Origin of the sequence: Aminobacter sp. BA135, assembly GCF_050859125.1 — a bacterium.
GTDB classification, from domain to species: domain Bacteria; phylum Pseudomonadota; class Alphaproteobacteria; order Rhizobiales; family Rhizobiaceae; genus Aminobacter; species Aminobacter ciceronei.
The window spans coordinates 4673012-4692920 of record NZ_CP139572.1 but is presented as its reverse complement, the minus strand read 5'-3'; the positions used below and the strand labels follow the sequence as shown (position 1 = coordinate 4692920).

Sequence of the window (19909 nt, the reverse complement as noted above, 5' to 3'; positions counted from 1 at the left end):
TTCACTCTGCGGCGATGCTGGAGCCGCCGGTGCCGGCGGCCAGCCCGGCTTCGATCGAGTCCGAAATGATGCTCAGGCCGAGGTCGAGTTCGGCCTCCGAGATCGTCAGGGGAGGGGCGATGCGGAACACGCCGCCCATGCCGGGAAGCTTGACGATGTTCATGCTGAGGCCGCGATTGAACGCCTCTGCAGCGATGCGCGCCCCGAGCTCATGGTCGGGTTCCCTGTCCTTGCCGTTCCTGACGATTTCGACCCCGAGCATCAGGCCGCGGCCGCGCACGTCGCCGACACAGTCATGGCGCTGCTTGAGCTGCGACAGGCCGTCGAACAGCCTGGCGCCGAGCTGCCGGGCGCGTTCGACCAGCTTTTCATCTTCGACGACGTCGAGCACGGCAAGGCCGACGGCTGCCGGCAACGGGTCGGAGACATGGGTGGTGTAGAACAGGAAGCCCTTGGCATAGGCCGCTTCCTCGATCTCCGCCGTGGTCATGACGGCCGAAAGCGGCAGGCCGGCGCCGATGGTCTTGGACAGGGTCAAAATGTCGGGGGTGACGCCGTCGCGCTGGAAGGCAAACATCGTTCCGGTCCGGCCGATGCCGGTCTGCGCCTCGTCGAGGATGAGCAGCATGCCGCGCTCGTGGCATTTCTGCTTGAGCGCGGCGAGATACCCCTCGGGCAGTTCCAGCATGCCGCCGCTCGACAGGATCGGCTCGGCGACGAAGGCCGCCAGGCTCCCCGTCGACTGGCTGTCCACCAGGGTGAAGGCGTCGTCGAGCTCGCTGCGCCAGTCGAGGCTGCCGTCGGCATGCCGGAAGCGCGGGCGAAAGCTGTTCGGCGCCGGTATGGCGATCGATCCGACGGCGGCAGGGCCATATCCCTTGCGGCCGGCGCTGTAGGTCGCCGAGGCCGCGACACCGGTCATGCCGTGCCAGCTCTTGGAGAAGGCGACGATCTCGTGTTTGCCGGTGACCAGCTTGGCCATGCGGATGGCGGCTTCGTTGGATTCGGCGCCCGTCGACAGCAATAGCGCCCTGTCGAGACCGGGCGCCAGCCCGGCCAGGCGCTCGGCGAGATCGACGACCGGGCGGGACAGCATGCCGCTGAACAGATGCGCGACCTTTTCGACCTGTCGGGCGACTGTCGAGACGATCCTCGGATGGGCATGGCCGAGCAGGGCGCTCATCTGGCCGGAGGTGAAGTCGAGGATCGGCCTGTCGTCGGCGTCATAGACGAACGAGCCGGCAGCACGCTCGATGATCGCCGGCTCGAAGCTGCCGCCATAGCGGATCAGATGCTTCCGCGCCGAAGCCCAAAACGCCTGATCCCGGTTGTTCGACATGTCTCACCCCTTTGATGATGCTCGGTCGAACGATAGGGATTGGCGCTTGTGCAGTAAAATTGATAATATTAGGATTCAGATATAAGGGGATTTGATATGCAGGCGCCGCTCGACCTGAGATTGGTGACGACCTTCGTCCGCGCCGCCCAACTGGGCACGCTGAGCGCTACCGCGGTGCAGGTCGGGCGGACGCAGTCGGCGGTGACGATGCAGATCCAGCGGCTGGAAGAGGTGCTCGGCCAGAGCCTGTTTCACCGCCGGGGCAGCGGCGTCAGCCTGACGGCCAGCGGCGCCCGTTTCCTCGCCTATGCCGAACGCATCCTCAAGCTGCAGGACGACGCGGTTTCGGCCCTTTCGGACAAGGGCCTGCACGGCTCGATCATCTTCGGCAGCCCGGAGGACTATCTGATCGCCTTCTTCCCGGCGATCCTGAAGACCTTCGGCAGCCTCTATCCCGATGTCGAGATCAAGGTCGTCTCGGCGCCGACGGTCGAATTGCGCGGGCTGCTGCACCAGCGCCAGCTCGACCTGGCGCTGGTCTCGACGCCGAATGCGAGTGATTCCCCAGACGTCGTGCGCCCCGAGCCGCTGGTCTGGGTCGGCAGCCGGCCGACGCTGGAACAGCATGAATTCGGGGAAATCATCCCGATGGCGCTGCCGGCCTCCAATGCGATGGATCACCGCGCTGCCTGCGATGCCATGGCCCATGCCGGCCTGCGCTACAAGATCTCCTATGCCAGCAACAGCCTGGCCGGCCTGATCGCGGTTGCCCGCTCGGGCCTGGCGATCAGCGTCATGACCAAGGAGGCGGTGCCGTCCGACCTCCACATCCTCAACGCGCCGCTGCCGCCGCTCTCAAGCCTCGGCATGCTGATCGCCTATGGCGACACCGAACGCTCGCCGGCCGTCGAGGCGTTTGCCAATCATATCCGGCAGGTTCTGCCGACGCTGTGAGGTGCAGCTTTGTCGAGGATGCGACTGCCGCGCGCACGAGGCCGGTCGGCAACCTTGCGAACTGAGGTGATTTCGAGCGATTTGCGAAAATTGTGGCTGGGGCGCCAGGATTCGAACCTGGGAATGTCGGTACCAAAAACCGATGCCTTACCGCTTGGCGACGCCCCAACACGCTTCAGCCGCAAATGCGCCGCAGCGAGTCAATCGACAGCCGCCTTATATGCAGCGCGCGGCAAAAGCACAATCGTAGCCTTGCTGCTTTCCGCATCATCTTGCGGCAGCTCGCGTCAGGTTTGAGCGGCTACGGGGGCCGGTCGCTTTAGGCTCGTATCGACCGAATCGCATGCGCCGACGTGTCGATGATTGCCGAGCCTCTGCAACGCTGCCCCCTCGGAGCGATGGCGGTCATTCGCCCCAGACGGCGAGCTCGTTTCCGGCCGGATCGACGAAATGGAATCGCCGGCCACCGGGGAAGGAGAAGATCGGCTTGACGATCGTGCCGCCGGCCTCTTCGACCGCGGCAAGGCTGTCTTCCAATGCCTCGGAATAGAGTACAGGCAGCGGTTTTGCCGGGACTTCGGCCTGGAAACCGCCGTCGAGGCCTTCCGCGAAGGCTGAATAATCGGGGCCGTAGTCGGTGAATGTCCAGCCGAAAGCCGCGCTGTAGAAGGACTTCACATGGTCGAGCGTGCCGCCAACCGCCGCCATTTCGATGTAGTCGAGCTTGCCGGTCTTGCGCATGGTCGTCTCCGATATTCGTTCTTGATATGTTCTATATGAGGCAAGGGGTGGCCGCAAGGGTGTCGCAGTCCCGGTTCATTAATCGATTGTAGGACATTCCGTGGCGGAACAGTGCCTTGCCTTTTGCAGTGCAGCATCCTATCGCTCCCCGCAGAAGCAGGCGGCGGCCACCGCCCGGCTCCACACTCAGTCGGCGAGGAGAAGGCATGACCAAGTGGGTTTACAGTTTTGGCGACGGTGCAGCGGAGGGACGGTCCAGCGACCGCGACCTGCTCGGCGGCAAGGGGGCGAATCTCGCCGAGATGTGCAGTCTCGGCCTGCCGGTGCCGCCCGGTTTCACCATCACCACGGCAGCCTGCAACTGGTTTTATGCCAATGGCCGCGCCTATCCCGCGACGCTCGAAGCCGACGTCCGCGCCGCCCTCGAGACTGTCGGCGCCATCACCGGCCGCCGTTTCGGCGATCCGGAAAAGCTGCTGCTCGTCTCGGTGCGCTCGGGCGCCCGGGCCTCGATGCCGGGCATGATGGACACAGTGCTCAATCTCGGCCTCAACGACGTCACCGTCGAGGCGCTGGCGGCGGATGCCGGCGACGCACGTTTTGCCTATGACAGCTACCGCCGCTTCATCACCATGTATTCCGACGTGGTGCTGGGTCTCGATCATGAAGTCTTCGAGGAACTGCTCGAAGACGAAAAGGGCCGTCTCGGCTATGAGCTCGACACCGAGTTCACCGCGCCGCAGTGGCAGGACGTCATCAAGCTCTACAAGGCCAAGGTCGAGGAAGAGCTCGGCCGCGCCTTCCCGCAGGATCCGCACGAGCAGCTTTGGGGCGCCATCGGTGCGGTGTTCCAGAGCTGGATGAACCACCGCGCCATCACCTATCGCCGCCTGCACGACATTCCCGAGAGCTGGGGCACGGCGGTCAACGTCCAGGCCATGGTGTTCGGCAATATGGGCGAGACCTCGGCGACGGGGGTCGCCTTCACGCGCAACCCCTCGACCGGCGAGAAGATGCTCTATGGCGAGTTCCTGGTGAACGCCCAGGGCGAGGACGTCGTTGCCGGCATCCGCACGCCGCAGAACATCACCGAAGCCGCGCGCATCGCCGCCGGCTCCGACAAGCCCTCGCTGCAGAAGCTGATGCCGGAGGCGTTCAACACCTTCGTTGCGATCTCCAATCGCCTCGAACAGCATTACCGCGACATGCAGGACCTCGAATTCACCATCGAGCGCGGCAAGCTGTGGATGCTGCAGACCCGTTCGGGCAAGCGCACCGCCAAGGCTGCCCTCAAGATCGCCGCCGAGATGGCCGGCGAAGGGCTGATATCGAAGGAAGAGGCGATCTGCCGGATCGATCCGTCGGCGCTCGACCAGCTGCTGCACCCGACCATCGACCCCAAGGCGCAGCGCGAAGTCATCGCCGTCGGCCTGCCGGCCTCGCCGGGGGCTGCCACCGGCGAGATCGTGTTCTCCTCCGACGAGGCTGAAGAGCTGAAGTCGGCGGGGCGCAAGGTCATCCTGGTGCGCATCGAGACCAGCCCCGAGGACATTCACGGCATGCATGCCTCGGAAGGCATCCTGACGACGCGCGGCGGCATGACCAGCCACGCGGCGGTGGTTGCCCGCGGCATGGGCAAGCCCTGCGTTTCCGGCGCCGGTTCGCTGCGCGTCGACTATCGCGCCGGCACGCTGGTTGCCATGGGCCACACCTTCCGCAAGGGCGACATCATCACCATCGACGGCTCCAACGGCCAGGTGCTGAAGGGCTCGGTGCCGATGCTGCAACCGGAACTGTCGGGCGATTTCGCCGCCATCATGGAATGGGCCGATGCGGCGCGCCGCATGAAGGTGCGCACCAATGCCGAAACGCCGGCCGATGCGCGCATGGCGCGCTCCTTCGGCGCCGAAGGCATCGGCCTGTGCCGCACCGAGCACATGTTCTTCGACGGCGACCGCATCGTTGCGATGCGCGAGATGATTCTCGCCGACACCGAAAAGGACAGGCGCACGGCTCTTGCCAAGCTGTTGCCGATGCAGCGTTCGGACTTCCTCGAACTGTTCGAGATCATGGCCGGCCTGCCGGTGACGATCCGCCTGCTCGACCCGCCGCTGCACGAGTTCCTGCCCAAGACCGAAGAAGAGATCGCCGAGGTCGCAACCGCGATGAATGTCTCGGCCGACAAGCTGCGCCAGCGCACCGAGGCGCTGCACGAGTTCAACCCGATGCTCGGCCATCGCGGCTGCCGTCTCGCCGTCTCCTATCCTGAAATCGCCGAGATGCAGGCGCGCGCCATCTTCGAGGCGGCTGTCGAGGCCGGCAAGAAGACCGGCAGCCCGGTCGTTCCCGAGATCATGGTGCCGCTGGTCGGCCTGATGAAGGAGCTCGATTACGTCAAGGCGCGCATCGACCAGGTCGCCCAGAGCGTGATGCAGGAAACGGGCGTCAATATCGATTATCTCGTCGGCACGATGATCGAGCTGCCGCGCGCGGCCATTCGCGCCCATGTCATTGCCGAGGCGGCCGAATTCTTCTCCTTCGGCACCAACGATCTGACGCAGACGACCTTCGGCATCTCGCGTGACGATGCCGCGTCCTTCCTCGAGACCTATCGCCAGAAGGGCATCATCGAGCAGGACCCGTTCGTTTCGCTCGACGTCGACGGTGTCGGCGAACTGGTCAAGATCGCCGCCGAAAAGGGCAGGGCGACGCGGCCGGAAATCAAGCTCGGCATCTGCGGCGAGCATGGCGGCGACCCGGCCTCGATCCATTTCTGCGAAAGCGTCGGGCTGGACTATGTCTCCTGCTCGCCGTTCCGCGTGCCGATCGCCAGGCTTGCCGCCGCGCAGTCGGCGGTCAAGGCGCAGCGCTAGGGCGAAAACGTAGACAGTTATGCCCATTTCAAATTGGGCATAACCGACGGCATCAGGTAGTTTCGCGAAGCAGGCGGTCGAAAAAAAAACCTACACAAGCAACTCGTGTGGGGTATCGGCTTTTCCAGGGACCTCCGCCAAATGGCCGCCACGGTCATCATCGCGCCAAGATTGGGGTGCCAGTGGCCGCGATTCCAGACTGCATTTCCCGGAAATTCGCATGCGCATGCTCGGCAGGTTTTTGATTGGCGTTGGTTTTGCGGCGCTGATGGGGTCTTCAGCTTGGGCCACACTTCTCGAACCGCGTTTGCATCTCAGGCCTTCCACCGAAGCCACTCCCCGCGTGGCGCTGACGCTCGACGCCTGCGGCGGCAAGACCGATGCCCGCATCCTCTCGGCACTCGTCGACAACAGGATACCGGCGACGATCTTCGTCACCGGCAAGTGGCTGAAGCGCAACGCCGAGGCGCTCGCCGTCATGCGGGCGCATCCCGAGCTGTTCGAGCTGGAAAATCACGGCGCCGAGCATGTGCCGGCGGTCGACACGCCACACAGCATCTATGGGCTGAAGAGCGCCGGCAGCAGCGAGGCCGTGCAGGCAGAGGTCGTGGCCGGCGCTCTGGCCCTGACCGAGCGCGGCGGGCCGGCGCCGAAATGGTTCCGCGGCGCTACCGCGCAATACAGCAAGAGCTCGATCGCACTGATCCGCAGCCTCGGCTTCAGGATCGCCGGCTATTCGATCAATGGCGACGGCGGCTCGTTGCTCGGTGCGCGCGAAACCGAGCGCCGCGTGTCAGCTGCCAGGGATGGCGACGTCATCATCGCCCACATCAACCAGCCTACCCACGCGGCAGGCGGCGGGCTGGTCAAGGGCCTGCTGGCGCTGAAGGCAAAGGGCTACACCTTCGTCCGGCTGGACGATGTCGAAGATGACGGTACCGACGACACGACGAACTGATGCCGTCGCGCCGCCGCTTCACGCTGCGGCGCGGAAAGCCTCGACCACGCCGACATAGGCTTCGGCGAGTTTTGCCAATGGACTGTTGCTGCGGCTGGCCGATTCGACCTTGAGCTTGCCGCCGGTGACAGGCAGCGACAGCAGCAGGAACTGGCGCCTGGCGCCGTCGCCGATCGATGCCGCCGCGACATGCCTGTCCTCGCCGGCCTCGTCGAGACGCATCTTGAACAGCAGGATGCCGCCGACGGCCTCGAGCGCATCGTCCACCATCACGGCGAATTCCGATTCCGAGACGCTGCCTGGAGCGATCGAGGGGGCGGCGATGTTTGCCGGTCCGGCATCCTCCGGCGCTTGCGCGGTCAGCTCCTCGGGGCCAAGCACGACGGGCGCAGCTTCCTCGGCGGCCGGCGCTTCCGCCTCAACTTCGGTTTCGTCTGATGTTTCCGCCGCAAGCTCAGGCGCTACCGCAGCCTCGGGAACCACGGCAGCTTCGGTGGACAGCTCCTCCGCCGAAAGCTCGACATCGGCCGCAGCTTCCGCGACCGATTCGGATGCAGCCTCGTCGCCGGCCGAAATCTCTTCGTTTGCGATAAGCTCCGGGGCTGCGATCAGCTCCGGCTGAACCGTTTCGGCAACATTGTCCAGTTGAGCCTCTGGCTCCTGCGATGACGCTTCGTGCTGCGGCAGGCCTTCGTCTTCCGCGCGGGGATGCGTATCCATGTGATGCCTCACAATATCTTACCAATCCCGCCAGCCGGTAACAAAGGTTAACCGGGACCGTGGCCGCAATATGGCCGCTGGATTTGCCGGCTTGGCTTTCCCCTTGGTCAGACTGGACAATCCGGCCATTGCGCCCAGAATGGCCTGATAAGATCTGGGAGGATCCACATGCTCGGACTGATGCAGGAGTGGCCGCTTTTGTGCCACAAGATCATTGACCACGCCGCACGGCAGCATCCCAACCGGGAGATCGTGTCGCGCTCGATCGAGGGGCCGATCGTTCGCACAAATTTTGCCGAGCTGCGCGCGCGCTCGCTCAAGGTGGCGCAACGGCTGGAGCGTGACGGCTACAAGCTCGGCGACCGTATCGCCACGCTGGCCTGGAACTCGGCGCGGCACATGGAGGCCTGGTACGGCATCATGGGCATCGGCGCCGTCTATCACACGCTCAATCCCAGGCTTTTCCCCGAGCAGCTCGTCTGGATCATGAACCATGCCCAGGACCAGGCGCTGTTCGTCGACCTGACCTTCATGCCGCTGGTCGAAAAGATCGCGCCGCAGGTCGCGTCGCTGCAGCGGATCATCGTCCTGACCGATGCCGCCCATCTGCCGCCGACGGCGCTGCCCAATGTCATAGCTTATGAGGAGTGGCTGGCCGAAGCCGACGGTGACTTTGCCTGGAAGGCGCTCGACGAACATGCGGCGGCCGGCATGTGCTACACCTCGGGCACGACGGGCGATCCCAAGGGCGTCGTCTACAGCCACCGCTCCAACGTGCTGCATGCGATGATCGCCGTGATGCCTGACGCCATGGGCATTTCGGTGCGCGACGTCGTCCTTCCGGTGGTGCCGATGTTCCATGCCAATGCCTGGGGGCTGGCCCAGAGCGTGCCGATAGTCGGCGCCAAGCTGGTCATGCCCGGGGGCAAGATGGACGGCGCCTCGATCTACGAACTGCTCGACACCGAACGTGTCACCTTCACCGCGGCCGTGCCGACCGTCTGGCTGATGCTGCTGCAGCACCTCGAGGAAACCGGCAAGAAGCTGCCGCATCTCAACAAGGTGGTGATCGGCGGCTCGGCCTGCCCGCGCATGGTGACGGAGAAGTTCGAGCGCAATTACGGCGTCGAGGTCATCCACGCCTGGGGCATGACCGAGATGTCGCCACTCGGCACGCTCTGCACCATCAAGCCCGAATATGACGAGCTCGAAGGCGATGACAGGCTGAACCTGCAGCAGAAGCAGGGCTACACGCCTTTCGGCGTCGAGATGAAGATCACCGACGACGACAACAACGAGCTGCCCTGGGATGGCAAGACCTTCGGCCGGCTGAAGGTGCGCGGTCCTGCGGTATCCGGCTCCTATTTTGGCGGCGCCAGCGCCGAGCAGTTCGACGCCGACGAATGGTTCGACACCGGCGACGTCGCCCATGTCGATGAACATGGCTACATGCAGATCACCGACCGCTCCAAGGACGTGATCAAGTCGGGCGGCGAGTGGATTTCTTCGATCGAACTCGAAAACCTGGCGGTCGGACATCCCGACGTTCAGGAGGCAGCGGTGATCGGGGTCAAGCACTCGCGCTGGGAAGAGCGTCCGCTGATGGTGATCGTGTGCAAAAAGGGCAAGGAGCCTGATAAAGCCGACATATTGGCGTTCCTCGACGGCAAGGTCGCCAAGTGGTGGATGCCCGACGACGTCGCTTTCGTCGACGAAATCCCCCATACCGCGACCGGCAAGATCCTGAAGACGGCGCTGCGCGATAAATTCAGGGACTATCGCCTGCCGACGGACACTGCGGCATAGACAAGTTCATGTGCGGGAAGGGGGCACGAGCCGCCTTTCCGCTTCAACCGCAGCCGGAAACCTTCTAGTTTGACCAGGCAGCGACGTCTGCCGTGGGGACGGCAGTGCTGCCATATAGACTGGGTGGGTAACGGGGTTCCATGGCTGAGTTCCAGACGAGATATCATGAGGTGCGCACCACGCGTTCGGCCGGTCTGTCCAGGGGCATGGCATCGTTTGCGGCGGTGCTGCTGGTCACGGTGGTTCTCGGCCATCGCCGCGGCCTCGTCGACACCACGGCGTTCTTCTGGGTGCTCGGCATCGTCGCACTGCTTGCCGCTTTTGCCCTGCTTTTGTCGGGTCTTGCCTTTTCGCGGCTGTGGAAGTTCGGCGATCGCGGCGGCCACGATTTGACCTTCGGTGCCCTGCTGGCGTTGGTGGTGCTGGCGCCGTTCGGTTTCGTCGCCTACCAGATCGCCACCTTGCCGATGCTGCGCGACATCTCGACCGATGTCGAAGACCCGCCGGCGCTGATGGCGGCGGTCTCGCTCAGAACGTCAGCCATGAACAGGCTCGAAATCCCGACCGCAGGCGAGCGCACCCTGCAGACCCAGTCCTATCCGCTGGTTGCCGGCCGGCGCTACGACCTGTCGCTCGACCAGGTGTTGCAGAGTGTCTCGGCCGTGCTCGCCCGCCAGGGCTGGGAGGTCGTCGTGCCGCCGCCGGCCGCCGACAAGGCCACTGGTGAAGTCGACATCGAAGCTGTGGCACGGACCTTCGTCCTCGCCTTGCCCTCCGACGTGGCCATCCGGATGGTCGATGACGGCGATTCGACCTTTGTCGACATGCGCTCAGCCTCGCGCTACGGCCGCCACGACCTCGGCGAAAACGCCGCGCGGATCACGGCTTTCCTGGCCGAGCTCGACCAGGAAATAGCCAACCAGGCCGGAACCGCGACGACGGCGACGCCCGAACAATAGGCCTGGCAGGCACGATCGATTTATTCTGGCCAGATGTTCTTCAGGCTGGGGAATAGAGACTGTCGATCGCCGGTGCCTCGTTGCTGACGGCCTGGCCGCGGCCGACGAGATCTTCGAGATGCGCGAGCACCGAAAGCCCGGCCGCGCCATGGAGGCTGGGATCGGTGTTGCGATAGATGGCGCGCACGATGTCGGGGATCGAGCTGTCGCCGGCAGCGAGGCGTTCGAGGATCGCGGCTTCGCGCATCTGACGGTGGGCTTTCAGCCCGCGCACGAATGTCTGCGGCGAGGCGACCGGGCCGCCATGACCGGGCAGATAGGTTGCGTCGTCGCGTTCGATCAGCTTGTCGAGCGACGCCATGTAATCCGACATCGCACCATCAGGCGGCGCCACGATCGAGGTCGACCAGGCCATGACATGGTCGGCCGAAAACAGGATGCCGCTGCCGTCGAGCGCAAAAGCGGCGTGATTCGCCGCATGGCCAGGCGTCAGTACCGTTCGCATGCGCCAGCCGTCGCCATCGACGAGCTGGCCGTCGGCGACAATGACGTCGGGGACGAAGTCGGTGTCGCTGCTGGCATCGAGCGGCGCCACTTCGCCGATACGCAGCGGACGCGCCGAGCGGTGCGGCCCCTCGGCAACCGTCATCGCACCGGTCGCAGCCTTCAGCCGGGCCGCCAGCGGCGAGTGATCGCGATGGGTATGGCTGACGAAGATATGGCTGACCGGGCGGCCGGCAATGGCTGAAAGCAGCGCCTCGAGATGCGCGTCGTCATTGGGCCCGGGATCGAGCACGGCAAGCGTGTCGGTGCCGATGATGTAGCTGTTGGTGCCATGGAAGGTGAAGGCGCTTGGGTTGTTGGCGGTGAGCCGCATGACGCTGTCGGCAACAGTGACAGGCTGGCCGTAGGCAGGGTCGAAGCGTGTGTCGAAATCGAGAGACATGACCGGCCGATATCTGTGGGTTCGAGGTGCCCTGGGCAAATTCGTTTGCCGCTTAGCATGGAAGACAATATAGGGAAAACCATGACTACAGCGCCGCGCGTTGAGGCGCAAAGGACGCTGTAGCAGTTTTGAATCGGTGCATGATCCCCAGCGAAAATCGAGTTCGATTTTCAGGGGCATGCAAGGCGTGCCTCGGCGCGCATACCACAAGGGGATTTACATGGCCGCTGCATCCAGTTCCACAGCACTCATCTCGGCGGCATTGCCCGAAAAGGGCGCGACGCGCCTGGCGACCCAGCTGTTGCTGGCCGTTGCAGGTTCGCTGCTGCTCATCGCTTCGGCCAAGACCAAGGTCGTGCTCGGACCGGTCGACATGTCGCTGCAGACGCTGGCCGTGCTCGGCATCGGCGCGGCCTATGGCCTGCGCCTCGGCGTGGCGACGCTGATGCTCTACATGGCGCAGGGCGCGATGGGTTATCCGGTGTTCCAGAGCACGCCTGAAAAGGGCATCGGTCTTGCCTACATGCTTGGTTCGACCGGCGGCTACCTGCTCGGCTTCGTCGCCATGGCGGCGATCGTCGGCTGGGCCGTCGACCGTGGCTGGGGCCGCAGCATCGTCAAGATGCTCGGCGCAATGCTGGTCGCCGAGGTCGTCATGATGGCGCTCGGCTTCTCCTGGCTGTCGCTGCTGATCGGCGTGGAAAAGTCCTGGCAGTTCGGCGTCGTGCCGTTCATCGTGCCCGACCTGATCAAGGTGGCGCTGGCTGCCGCCGCCGTTCCGGCGATCTGGGCGCTGCTGCCCAAGAAGGCCTGATCGCCTCCACAGGCATCTGATCTGCCGGGCGGTGGATTTGCTTGGCGATGGATTGACGGGCGATGGATTGACGGGCGATGGATTAATGGACGCCCCGGCCTTAGAAAGGCCGGGGCGTTTTGCATTTGAAGAGCAGTGAATTCATGACCGTTCTCGTCACCGGCACGGCCGGCTTCATCGGTTTCCACGTCGCCCGCCGCCTTCTGGCCGATGGGCACGAGGTCGTCGGCTTCGACAGCGTCACCGACTATTACGACACGTCGCTGAAGGCAGCACGGCTGGAGCTTCTGGCTGAACATGGCGATTTCCGCTTCATCCAGGCCGATCTGGCCGATGCGGCGGCGGTGAAGTCCGCTTTCGAATGCCGGCCCGAGATCGTCATCAACCTCGCCGCACAGGCCGGCGTGCGTTATTCGCTCGACAATCCGCAAGCCTATGTCGATGCCAATGTCACCGGCTTTCTGAACATCCTCGAGAACTGCCGAGCAACGCAGCCGAAACACCTGATCTATGCCTCGTCGAGTTCGGTCTATGGCGGCAACAAGAAGCAGCCCTATTCGCCGCGCGACGGCGTCGACCACCCGGTCAGCCTTTACGCCGCCACCAAGAAGGCCAATGAGCTGATGGCGCATACCTACAGCCATCTGTTCGGCGTGCCGGCAACGGGCCTGCGCTTCTTCACCGTCTATGGGCCATGGGGCCGGCCCGACATGGCCTATTACAAGTTCACCAGGGCGATCTTCGCCGGCGACACCATCGACATCTACAACAATGGCGATATGTACCGCGACTTCACCTATATCGACGACATCGTCGAAGGCATCGTGCGCCTGATCGACCTGCCGCCCATTCCCGACCCTGACTATGACATTTCAGCCGGCGGGGCATCGGGCAGCTGGGCGCCGCATCGGGTCATGAACATCGGCAACCGTCGCAAGGAACATCTGATGGAGATGATCCGCATCCTCGAACGGGCGACGGGCCGCGAGGCAGTGAAGAACTTCATGCCGCTGCAGCCCGGTGATGTGCTCAGCACCTGGGCCGATGTCAGCGACCTCGAAAACCTGATCGGCGAGCTGCCGCACACGCCAATCGAAGAGGGACTTGTCCGCTTCGTCGACTGGTACGGCCGATACTACCGCGTCCAGTAAAGGGGCGGGCCGTCAATCAAACGTCTCCTCGCCGAGGCTTCACCGACCTCGCCAAGAAGATCGATGGTGTCAGCGGCACGCCTAACTGTATGGCCATGCTGGCCTAAGATCGCAAATATCCGTCCAAGGGGCCGTCTGCAGCGTGATGGGAAAGGCGTTCAACGTCTTTTTTGCTGCTGGCAAAATGGGGCGCAATCGTTGTCGCGTCATTCCTGCTTCATGGCGCCGCGTTCATGACCGATTCCCCTGTCCTTGTTCTTCTATTGTTTCTGTCTGCTTGGATTGTTTGGCGCCTGCTTTTCCGAAGGGCAGGCGCTGACCCGTTGCCTCGCGCCGGCAGAGCTGACGAGCATCGATAGCGTCGCTCTCCGGTGGCGCGCGAGCGAGCGAAACGCCGTCTTTCGGCCTCGTCCAGGCGTTCCAGTCCGCTTCGCCACCTTCCTGAACTGGGGCCTGCTTTGTTGTCCAGAACCGCGATCAGAAGTGATAATTCACCCCAAGCCGTGCGGTGTGGAATCTGAAGTCGCCGTGGAAGCCGTCGCCGTTGCCCTCGCCAAAGCGGGCTTTTCCAAGGTCGACGAACAGATACTCAGCCTTGGCTGACCACTTGTCGTTGAATGCCCATTCGAGGCCGCCGCCGGCCGTCCATCCGGCTTTGGTGTCGCTGCCGCACCAATAGTCGCCGGGACACTGTTCGTTCAAATCGCCGCTGACGCGACCAACTGCGATACCGGCGGAAACAAAGGGCAGGACGGGCCCGACGGCATATCCCAGACGTGCTCTCAACGTGGCCGACCAATCCACCTTGAAGGTGCAGATATCTTCGCTGCCGCCGCAATACCAATCGTCGCCGCCGTCGCCCGACCCCGATATGCTCGCCCCTGAAACGTCACCTTCCAGGCCCAGGACGAGATTGCCCAACTGTCTGTTGTAACCGAGCGTCAGTCCGCCAGCCGCGCCGGAGATGTGAACTCCGTCTGCTGCATACTCACCATCAATGGCTTTTGCAGTGCCCGATCCATATCCGACCACGCCGCCCAGGTAGATCCCGGACCAGTCCACGGCGGAGTTGCTTTCGCCGGCGTGTGCCAGACCGGGACTCGCCAAGCTCGCGCTCAACAGCAGCGCAAAAAGAGTCGATGTGTTGATAAGAGGGAAGCTGGAGGTCATCGATCGGTGCCCTGGTTGCAAGCTCTGGTCGAGCGAACAGGGCAGCGTTCGCGTTATGCGTCAGTAGCTATCACGGGCCGCGACACAAGGCAAGCTGGCCGTCCGCCACCGCAGCGACTCATGATATTGTCAGACATTCCTCCCGCCCCACTGCCGAAAGGTGGCGGGGCCTTTTTGCGTCCTGGCGGCACCTGACAACGTTCAACGATGGTGGCTGGCAGTCGGCTCGGAGGTATGCTGATGTGGGCAGGGCGCAAGTTTGCAATCGGCGACATTGCAGACGTCTTCAATTGACGCGCTGCCGGTTTGGAGTTTGATCGGATGCAAGTCGACGATTTGTTTCATCTCGGCGGCATCTTCTTTGAAAAGATCATCCAGGCCATTTATTCAGATCGGCTTCGGCTTGGTGATGTTGTCGATGCCGGAGTCATGGTCTCCACACCTTTCCCATCTCGGAACTGGTCGGGCGTAATGGCCAGGTGATCGCCTACGAACCTATCCGCCGTCTTGCCTAGTGCCTTTGGCGAAAGACCTTGAGCATGCGCCAGGTCAAGATTGTGAACGCGGCACTTTCGGACCGTTCAGGGAAAGCAAGCTTCAATCTGGTCCAGGGGCTCGAAAATGCCTGGCTCTGTTCAGGCGTTGTCCGGATTGCCGCTTCCATTGTGATCAAGAACGCCAAAATCTTGCGACTTCGCTCCGGCGGTTGCCTCCATGAAGCCTTCTGCGGCCAATCCTCGACGCAGCAACTCGCGCACCGCGGAAGCCCGGCTCGGCATTCTTCGTTGGAAACGGAAGTCCTCGACAGCCGCCAGTTCCTCGGCATTGAGCATAATCTGCAGGCGTTCGCCTCTCTCAAGCTCCGGCATCGACACCACCATCTTTCGGCATAAATGTGCTGAATGAGTAAGTGCATAAAATATGGTTCTTGGCACAAACGTAGTCAAGACTGCCATGGTCTAAACCTGCTCAGCATTTTCATTTGGCGTCCAACCCTAGTTCTGCCCTCACCACCCTTTTGCCGTAATCTACTAACTATATGATTTTATTAATTTATTTTTGGATTTCTCTTGCCGGAAGCTCGTCTGCCAGCAATAATCGGGCTTCAAAAGGAACAATCCAGATGCGCCTGCTATCCCGAGATTTGATGAACAGCATATCGGCGGCCGTCGCAGCCGCCAGATCCTCCAGCCCGATCAACGTCGTCGAGATCGCGCAGACGGTTCAGAGCGAGAACCCACAGGAGAATGTGGCCTTCGAGGATATCTTGAGTTACGTCCTCGATGTCGCGCAGTGCACCGGAGAGCCGCTATTGTTCGAGCGGCAGCACAGCACACCCGAAGGGGCTCACATGAACGGTGCCGGTGTAATCGACAGGTGATATCCCGACTTTCGTGTGCGCGCCGGGACGCTTCTGGCTTTGCCAAGACCTGGGGCCTGCCGGTCACCCGCACCACAGGGCTGCCTGACCTTTGGCCGCCGCATGATCACATCACCCTTGGCCAGCAACAGGCCCTCGGCCAGCCTGATGCGGACCAACGGCAGGCGGTCTGAGCTCTTGTCCCGCCGGCCTGTGTCCTTGATGCTCAGCCGCATGATCGGCATGCCCTGTCCGAGGACAAATTTCGCGCCAAGATCACCTGCCCGACCGTGCGGGGGAATTGCATTCCAGAAGATGTGGAACATGGGCAAAAACTGACTGTGCAGGCGGTGGTTTTTGGTCGTGTCCTGCTTGCGACACTGCTAATTTGTGCGACACTGCAGCCAATCGGTCGTTTCGGCACTCAAACCGCGGCCATGGAACGATTTCCGAAGGCTTTTCAATGCTTGCCAGACTGACTCACCTGGACCGTCTCGAGGCGGAGGCGATCCACATTTTCCGTGAGGTCGCTGCCACTTTCACCAAGCCCGTGATGCTCTATTCCGTCGGCAAGGATTCCTCGGTCCTGCTGCATCTGGCGATGAAGGCCTTCTATCCTGCCAAGCCGCCATTCCCGTTCCTGCATGTCGACACGACGTGGAAGTTCCGCGAGATGATCGAGTTCCGCGACGCGATGGCGCGCGAGCTCGGCTTCGACCTCCTGGTCCATGTCAATCCGGACGGCGTCCGCGACAACATCAACCCGTTCGATCACGGCTCGAACACCCACACCCATGTGATGAAGACTGTCGGCCTGCGCCAGGCGCTCGACAAATACGGCTTCGACGCCGCCTTCGGCGGCGCCCGCCGCGACGAGGAGAAGTCGCGCGCCAAGGAGCGCATCTTCTCCTTCCGCAATGCCCAGCATGCCTGGGACCCGAAGAACCAGCGTCCGGAAATGTGGAAGATCTTCAACACCCGCGTCGCCCAGGGTGAATCGATCCGCGTCTTCCCGCTCTCCAACTGGACCGAGCTCGATATCTGGCAGTACATCCTGCAGGAAAACATCCCGATCGTGCCGCTCTATTTCGCCAAGCACAGGCCGGTGGTCGAGCGTGACGGCATGCTGATCCTGCGCGACGACGACCGCATGAAGCTCAGGCCGGGCGAGGTGGTCGAAAACAAGCTCGTGCGCTTCCGCACGCTGGGCTGCTACCCGCTGACCGGCGCGATCGAATCCGACGCCGACAGCCTCGAAGGCATCGTCAGCGAGATGCTGACCGCCCGCACCTCCGAGCGGCAGGGACGCCTCATCGACCGCGACGAAGCCGGCTCGATGGAAAAGAAGAAGCGCGAAGGGTATTTCTGAGAATGCGCCACGCCATGGCCACCAAGATCGAGGCCGCCGAGAGCGTCCGCGAATATCTCGCCGGCCAGGAGCAGAAGTCGCTCCTGCGCTTCCTGACCTGCGGCTCGGTCGATGACGGCAAGTCGACGCTGATCGGCCGGCTTCTCTCCGACACCAAGCAGATCTTCGAAGACCAGCTCGCAGCCCTCGAGCGCGATTCGCGCAAGCACGGCACGACAGGCGAGGACGTCGATTTCGCGCTGCTTGTCGACGGCCTCGAAGCCGAGCGCGAGCAGGGCATCACCATCGATGTCGCCTACCGGTTCTTTGCCACGCCGAAGCGCAAGTTCATCGTCGCCGACACGCCCGGCCACGAGCAATACACCCGCAACATGGCGACGGGCGCCTCGACCGCCGACCTCGCCATCGTGCTCGTCGATGCGCGCCAGGGCGTGCTGCGCCAGACGCGGCGGCATTCGATCATCGCCTCGCTGCTCGGCATCAGGAACATCGTCGTCGCGATCAACAAGATCGACCTCGTCGGCTTCGACCAGGGCGTGTTCGACCGCATCACTGCAGAATATGCCAGCTTCGCCGAAAGCCTCGGCTTCAAGTCGATCGTGCCGATTCCGATGTCTGCGCGCTTCGGCGACAATGTCACGCGGCGCTCGGACAAGATGGGCTGGTATTCCGGCCCGACCCTGATCGAGCATCTCGAGACGGTTGTCGTCGAGGAAGAGGCGACCGACCGGCCGTTCCGCTTCCCGGTGCAATATGTCAACCGGCCCAATCTCGATTTCCGCGGCTTTGCCGGCACGATCGCCTCCGGATCGATCTCGCAGGGCGACGAGATCGTCGTTGCCAAGTCAGGCAAGCCGTCGACCGTCAAGCGCATCGTCGCCCATGGCGGCGACCTGCGCAGCGCCGTTGCCGGCCAGGCCATCACCCTCGTGCTCGAAGACGAGGTCGAGGTGTCGCGCGGCAACCTTTTGGTTTCGCCTGATGCCCGGCCCGATGTCGCAGACCAGTTCGCCGCCAATGTCGTCTGGTTCGACGAGCAGGCGCTGCTGCCCGGGCGCTCCTACATCCTGCGCACCGAGACCGACCAGGCAAGCGCTACCGTCACCGAGCTGAAGTACCGCATCAACGTCAACGACTTCGCCCATGAGGCGGCGAAGTCGCTGGAGATGAACGAAGTCGGCGTCTGTAACATCTCGACCCAGTCGCCTGTCGCCTTCGACAGTTTCTCTGAAAACCGCACCACCGGCGCCTTCATCCTGATCGACCGGATCAGCAACGCCACCGTCGGCGCCGGCATGATCCTGCATCCGCTGCGGCGTTCTGAAAACATCCACTGGCAGTCGCTCGACGTGACCCGCCATGCCCGCGCCGACCTCAAGAACCAGCGCCCGGCGGTGCTGTGGTTCACCGGCCTGTCCGGTTCGGGCAAGTCGACCGTCGCCAACATGCTGGAAAAGAAGCTGCACGCGGCCGGCCGCCACACCTACATCCTCGATGGCGACAATGTCCGCCATGGCCTCAACCGCGATCTCGGCTTCACCGACGAGGATCGTGTCGAGAACATCCGCCGCGTCGCCGAAGTCGCCAAGCTGATGGCCGATGCCGGCCTGATCGTCATCGTCTCCTTCATCTCGCCGTTTCGCGCCGAGCGCCGCATGGCGCGCGAATTGATGGGGCAGGGCGAGTTCGTCGAGGTCTTTGTCGACACGCCGTTCGAGGAATGCGCCAGGCGCGATCCGAAGGGGCTGTATGCCCGCGCGCTCGCCGGCGCGATAAAGAACTTCACCGGTGTCGATTCGCCCTATGAAACGCCGGAGAATCCTGAGATTCATCTCCAGACACTCGGCAAGACCGCTGAAGAGATGGTCGAGACCGTCGAGAACTGGCTGAATGAGCGAGACCTTGCAGAGCATCAATACGACGACGGTGGCGGCATCTGACGAAGCCATACTCGAGACCTTCGAACGCCTGGCCATCGCGGCCGGGCGGGCGATCATGGAGGTCTACAATTCCGAGATCACGGTGACGGACAAGGCCGATGCCTCGCCCGTCACGCAGGCGGACAGGGCTGCTGAAAAGATCATCCTCGAAGGATTGCGCGCGGCCTTCTCAGGTGTGCCATGTGTCGCCGAGGAAGAGACGTCGGAGGGTGTGATTGCGCCCGATCTCGGCCGCGCCTTCTTCGTCATCGACCCGCTCGACGGCACCAAGGAATTCGTCAAGCGGCGAACCGACTTCACCGTCAATATCGCGCTCGTCCGCGACGGCGCTCCCGAAATCGGCGTCGTCTATGCACCTTGCACCGGCCGGTTTTTTGCCGGCCGCCCTGGCAAGGCCGAAGCCTTCGAGATCGTCGACGGCGTGGCCGCCGGCCGCCGCCAGATCCATGTGCGAGAAGGCCGCGAGCCGCTGACAATCGTCGCCAGCCGGTCGCATTTGACCCCCGAGACCGAAACCTTCATCAAGCGTGTGCATGCCGCCGAGATCGTCTCGGTCGGCTCGTCGCTGAAGTTCTGCCTGCTGGCTTCAGGCGAGGCCGACCTCTATCCGCGCTTCGGCAGGACGATGGAGTGGGATACGGCGGCAGGCGATGCGGTGTTGCGCGCGGCAGGCGGCACCACGCATACGCTGGATGGTGCGCCGCTGGTCTACGGCAAGCGCAACCAGGCCAATGATGCGGATTTCGCCAATCCGCATTTTGTCTCGAGCGGCCGGATCATCGACCCGGCCTTCATGTTCTGAGCTCTGG

19 protein-coding genes and 1 tRNA gene are annotated in these 19909 nt (G+C 63.2%); 12 read left to right on the top strand and 8 right to left on the bottom strand.

Annotation, left to right across the window (positions count from 1 at the left end; genetic code table 11):
* Position 1 precedes the first annotated feature (1 nt).
* Positions 2-1339: an aspartate aminotransferase family protein gene (locus tag SLT36_RS22865; protein WP_432284570.1), complete on the bottom strand. Its 1338-nt coding sequence runs from the start codon at positions 1337-1339 to the stop codon at positions 2-4.
* A 96-nt stretch (positions 1340-1435) separates the two neighbouring features.
* Here SLT36_RS22865 and SLT36_RS22860 point away from each other — a divergent pair, with 96 nt between their 5' ends.
* Positions 1436-2293: a LysR family transcriptional regulator gene (locus SLT36_RS22860; RefSeq protein ID WP_432284569.1), complete on the top strand. Its 858-nt coding sequence runs from the start codon at positions 1436-1438 to the stop codon at positions 2291-2293.
* A 93-nt stretch (positions 2294-2386) separates the two neighbouring features.
* Here SLT36_RS22860 and SLT36_RS22855 read toward each other — a convergent pair.
* A tRNA-Gln gene (locus SLT36_RS22855) sits at positions 2387-2461 on the bottom strand.
* A gap of 237 nt (positions 2462-2698) precedes the next feature.
* On the bottom strand, positions 2699-3034 hold the full coding sequence (locus SLT36_RS22850; protein ID WP_067964478.1) for a VOC family protein: 336 nt from the start codon (positions 3032-3034) through the stop codon (positions 2699-2701).
* A gap of 206 nt (positions 3035-3240) precedes the next feature.
* Here SLT36_RS22850 and ppdK point away from each other — a divergent pair, with 206 nt between their 5' ends.
* A complete protein-coding gene (gene ppdK, locus SLT36_RS22845; RefSeq protein ID WP_432284568.1) occupies positions 3241-5907 on the top strand; it encodes a pyruvate, phosphate dikinase in 2667 nt (888 codons plus the stop codon).
* 220 nt (positions 5908-6127) lie between these two features.
* Positions 6128-6865: a polysaccharide deacetylase family protein gene (locus SLT36_RS22840; RefSeq protein ID WP_432284567.1), complete on the top strand. Its 738-nt coding sequence runs from the start codon at positions 6128-6130 to the stop codon at positions 6863-6865.
* Positions 6866-6883: 18 nt separating this feature from the next.
* On the opposite strand, the gene SLT36_RS22835 is transcribed toward SLT36_RS22840, so the two are convergent.
* Complete coding sequence (locus SLT36_RS22835; RefSeq protein WP_432284566.1) at positions 6884-7585, bottom strand: hypothetical protein; 702 nt, start codon at positions 7583-7585, stop codon at positions 6884-6886.
* Between the two features lie 168 nt (positions 7586-7753).
* On the opposite strand from SLT36_RS22835, the gene SLT36_RS22830 reads away from it, so the two are divergent.
* Both SLT36_RS22830 and SLT36_RS22825 read left to right on the top strand, forming a co-directional pair.
* Positions 7754-9391 carry a fatty-acid--CoA ligase gene (locus SLT36_RS22830; protein ID WP_432284565.1) on the top strand — a complete coding sequence of 546 codons (1638 nt, stop codon included), beginning with the start codon at positions 7754-7756 and terminating at the stop codon, positions 9389-9391.
* A gap of 140 nt (positions 9392-9531) precedes the next feature.
* Positions 9532-10350, top strand: a complete 819-nt coding sequence (locus SLT36_RS22825) for a DUF1499 domain-containing protein (protein ID WP_432284564.1) — start codon at positions 9532-9534, stop codon at positions 10348-10350.
* 40 nt (positions 10351-10390) lie between these two features.
* Here SLT36_RS22825 and SLT36_RS22820 read toward each other — a convergent pair whose 3' ends face one another.
* Entirely contained in the window at positions 10391-11296 is a 906-nt protein-coding gene (locus SLT36_RS22820; protein WP_432284563.1) for an MBL fold metallo-hydrolase, read from the bottom strand.
* A gap of 220 nt (positions 11297-11516) precedes the next feature.
* Here SLT36_RS22820 and SLT36_RS22815 point away from each other — a divergent pair, with 220 nt between their 5' ends.
* Both SLT36_RS22815 and SLT36_RS22810 read left to right on the top strand, forming a co-directional pair.
* The gene (locus tag SLT36_RS22815) at positions 11517-12110 is read left to right on the top strand and encodes a biotin transporter BioY (protein ID WP_432284562.1); all 594 of its coding nucleotides are present in this window, start codon (positions 11517-11519) and stop codon (positions 12108-12110) included.
* A gap of 143 nt (positions 12111-12253) precedes the next feature.
* The gene (locus SLT36_RS22810) at positions 12254-13261 is read left to right on the top strand and encodes an NAD-dependent epimerase (RefSeq protein WP_432284561.1); all 1008 of its coding nucleotides are present in this window, start codon (positions 12254-12256) and stop codon (positions 13259-13261) included.
* Between the two features lie 477 nt (positions 13262-13738).
* Here SLT36_RS22810 and SLT36_RS22805 read toward each other — a convergent pair whose 3' ends face one another.
* On the bottom strand, positions 13739-14431 hold the full coding sequence (locus SLT36_RS22805) for an outer membrane protein (protein WP_432284560.1): 693 nt from the start codon (positions 14429-14431) through the stop codon (positions 13739-13741).
* Between the two features lie 321 nt (positions 14432-14752).
* On the opposite strand from SLT36_RS22805, the gene SLT36_RS22800 reads away from it, so the two are divergent.
* A complete protein-coding gene (locus tag SLT36_RS22800) occupies positions 14753-14914 on the top strand; it encodes a hypothetical protein (protein WP_432284559.1) in 162 nt (53 codons plus the stop codon).
* Positions 14915-15066: 152 nt separating this feature from the next.
* On the opposite strand, the gene SLT36_RS22795 is transcribed toward SLT36_RS22800, so the two are convergent.
* Positions 15067-15300: a hypothetical protein gene (locus tag SLT36_RS22795; RefSeq protein WP_432284558.1), complete on the bottom strand. Its 234-nt coding sequence runs from the start codon at positions 15298-15300 to the stop codon at positions 15067-15069.
* Positions 15301-15554: 254 nt separating this feature from the next.
* Between SLT36_RS22795 and SLT36_RS22790 the strand changes: the two genes are divergently transcribed.
* On the top strand, positions 15555-15812 hold the full coding sequence (locus tag SLT36_RS22790; protein WP_432284557.1) for a hypothetical protein: 258 nt from the start codon (positions 15555-15557) through the stop codon (positions 15810-15812).
* On the opposite strand, the gene SLT36_RS22785 is transcribed toward SLT36_RS22790, so the two are convergent.
* The gene (locus tag SLT36_RS22785; RefSeq protein WP_432284556.1) at positions 15779-16117 is read right to left on the bottom strand and encodes a hypothetical protein; all 339 of its coding nucleotides are present in this window, start codon (positions 16115-16117) and stop codon (positions 15779-15781) included. The genes SLT36_RS22790 and SLT36_RS22785 overlap by 34 nt on opposite strands.
* A 137-nt stretch (positions 16118-16254) precedes the next feature.
* Here SLT36_RS22785 and cysD point away from each other — a divergent pair, with 137 nt between their 5' ends.
* Genes cysD through cysQ form a run of 3 tightly spaced genes read left to right on the top strand, consistent with a single transcriptional unit; the run spans position 16255 to position 19902 of the window.
* The gene (gene cysD, locus SLT36_RS22780; protein ID WP_067964446.1) at positions 16255-17160 is read left to right on the top strand and encodes a sulfate adenylyltransferase subunit CysD; all 906 of its coding nucleotides are present in this window, start codon (positions 16255-16257) and stop codon (positions 17158-17160) included.
* 2 nt (positions 17161-17162) lie between these two features.
* Positions 17163-19100 (top strand): sulfate adenylyltransferase subunit CysN, encoded by a 1938-nt coding sequence (cysN, locus tag SLT36_RS22775; RefSeq protein WP_432284555.1) that lies wholly within the window; start codon positions 17163-17165, stop codon positions 19098-19100.
* Positions 19051-19902 carry a 3'(2'),5'-bisphosphate nucleotidase CysQ gene (gene cysQ / locus SLT36_RS22770; RefSeq protein WP_432284554.1) on the top strand — a complete coding sequence of 284 codons (852 nt, stop codon included), beginning with the start codon at positions 19051-19053 and terminating at the stop codon, positions 19900-19902. The genes cysN and cysQ overlap by 50 nt, the downstream gene beginning before the upstream one ends.
* Positions 19903-19909: the final 7 nt, after the last annotated feature.